Origin of the sequence: Psychroserpens sp. S379A, assembly GCF_049800755.1 — a bacterium.
Lineage (GTDB): Bacteria > Bacteroidota > Bacteroidia > Flavobacteriales > Flavobacteriaceae > Psychroserpens.
This window is the reverse complement of record NZ_JBNAFQ010000007.1, coordinates 1-2,500: the sequence shown is the minus strand read 5'-3', so window position 1 is coordinate 2,500 and position 2,500 is coordinate 1. Positions and strand designations below refer to the sequence as shown.

The 2,500-nt window shown below is 47.4% G+C and carries 2 rRNA genes (1 of these 2 cut by a window edge); both read left to right on the top strand.

Features of this window, described 5'->3' with window-relative positions:
- A 23S ribosomal RNA gene (locus ACP15M_RS13770) occupies positions 1-2,183 on the top strand; it begins 636 nt to the left of the window's first position.
- 114 nt (positions 2,184-2,297) lie between these two features.
- A 5S ribosomal RNA gene (gene rrf, locus ACP15M_RS13765) occupies positions 2,298-2,405 on the top strand.
- The last annotated feature ends 95 nt before the right edge of the window (positions 2,406-2,500 follow it).

Sequence of the window (2,500 nt, the reverse complement as noted above, 5' to 3'; positions counted from 1 at the left end):
GGTCCGCAGCCGTAGCGAAAGCGAGTCTGAATAGGGCGCTTTAGTTAGTAGTGGTAGACGCGAAACCGTGTGATCTACCCATGGGCAGGGTGAAGCTGTGGTAACACATAGTGGAGGCCCGAACCGGTTGACGTTGAAAAGTCTTCGGATGACCTGTGGGTAGGGGTGAAAGGCCAATCAAACTCGGAAATAGCTCGTACTCCCCGAAATGCATTTAGGTGCAGCGTTGATTTATAGTTTTATAGAGGTAGAGCTACTGATTGGATGCGGGGGCTTCACCGCCTACCAATTCCTGACAAACTCCGAATGCTATAAAATGATAATCAGCAGTGAGGGCATGGGTGCTAAGGTCCATGTCCGAGAGGGAAAGAACCCAGACCATCAGCTAAGGTCCCCAAATGTATGTTAAGTTGAATAAACGAGGTTGAACTGCTTAGACAGCTAGGATGTTGGCTTGGAAGCAGCCATTCATTTAAAGAGTGCGTAACAGCTCACTAGTCGAGCGGTTCGGCATGGATAATAATCGGGCATAAACATACTACCGAAGCTATGGACTTGAAAAAGTGGTAGGGGAGCATTGTAGTGTCGTCGAAGGTTTGCTGTGAGGCATTCTGGAGAAGCTACAAAAGAAAATGTAGGCATAAGTAACGATAATGCGGGCGAGAAACCCGCACACCGAAAGACTAAGGTTTCCTCAGCTATGCTAATCAGCTGAGGGTTAGTCGGGACCTAACGCGAACCCGAAAGGGGAAGTGGATGGACAACAGGTTAATATTCCTGTACCTGCTCACACTAAAAGTGACGGAGGCGTATATTTGGTGCGTGCTGACGGAAATGCACGTTGAAGCCAGTGGTAACACGGCAATAGTACACTGAGACTACGGTCAAGGTGATAATCCAGAGAAGCGACTTCCAAGAAAAGCGAGTGAAGCAGCCCGTACCCTAAACCGACACAGGTAGTTGGGATGAGAATTCTAAGGTGCTCGAGAGATTCATGGCTAAGGAACTAGGCAAAATTGACGCGTAACTTCGGGAGAAGCGTCGCCCACAGTAATGTGGGCCGCAGTGAAAAGATCCAAGCGACTGTTTATCAAAAACACAGGGCTCTGCTAAATCGAAAGATGATGTATAGGGCCTGACACCTGCCCGGTGCTGGAAGGTTAAGTGGAGGGTTTAGCTTCGGCGAAGATCTGAAATGAAGCCCCAGTAAACGGCGGCCGTAACTATAACGGTCCTAAGGTAGCGAAATTCCTTGTCGGGTAAGTTCCGACCTGCACGAATGGTGTAACGATTTGGATACTGTCTCAGCCATGAGCTCGGTGAAATTGTAGTATCGGTGAAGATGCCGATTACCCGCAGTGGGACGAAAAGACCCCGTGCACCTTTACTATAGCTTAGTATTGGTTTTGGATAAGTAATGTGTAGGATAGGTGGGAGACTATGAAATGGCGTCGCTAGGCGTTGTGGAGTCATTGTTGAAATACCACCCTTTGCTTATCTAGAATCTAACGTCTAACGACGGACAGTGCTTGGTGGGTAGTTTGACTGGGGTGGTCGCCTCCAAAAGAGTAACGGAGGCTTCTAAAGGTTCCCTCAGCACGCTTGGTAACCGTGCGTAGAGTGCAATGGCATAAGGGAGCTTGACTGAGAGACATACAGGTCGATCAGGTACGAAAGTAGAGCATAGTGATCCGGTGGTTCCGCATGGAAGGGCCATCGCTCAAAGGATAAAAGGTACGCCGGGGATAACAGGCTGATCTCCCCCAAGAGCTCATATCGACGGGGGGGTTTGGCACCTCGATGTCGGCTCGTCACATCCTGGGGCTGGAGAAGGTCCCAAGGGTTGGGCTGTTCGCCCATTAAAGTGGCACGCGAGCTGGGTTCAGAACGTCGTGAGACAGTTCGGTCTCTATCTACTGTGGGCGTTAGAAATTTGAGTGGATCTGACTCTAGTACGAGAGGACCGAGTTGGACTAACCTCTGGTGTATCTGTTGTCACGCCAGTGGCATTGCAGAGTAGCTACGTTGGGAAAGGATAAGCGCTGAAAGCATATAAGCGCGAAACCTACCACAAGATGAGATTTCTTTAAAGGGTCGTGGAAGATGACCACGTTGATAGGCTATAGGTGTAAAGGCAGTAATGTCATAGCCAAGTAGTACTAATAACCCATAGGCTTATTGTACACCTGTTTTTTAGAGTACAAACAAACTTTTTATGTAATTTTCTCAATATGTCAACAATATTAGTGTTGATTATTTATAACAACCATATCCTGAACAAGTTTAGGATAAAAATTTAAGGTGGTTATAGCGATGGGGCTCACCTCTTACCATTCCGAACAGAGAAGTTAAGCCCATTTGCGCCGATGGTACTGCATTTGTGGGAGAGTAGGTCGTCGCCTTTTTTAAACGCCCTTACTATAGTTTAGTAAGGGCGTTTTTCTTTTTATATATTATCTCCCAATACCAGCTCTTAATCAAATAGACTGCTCATAATTGT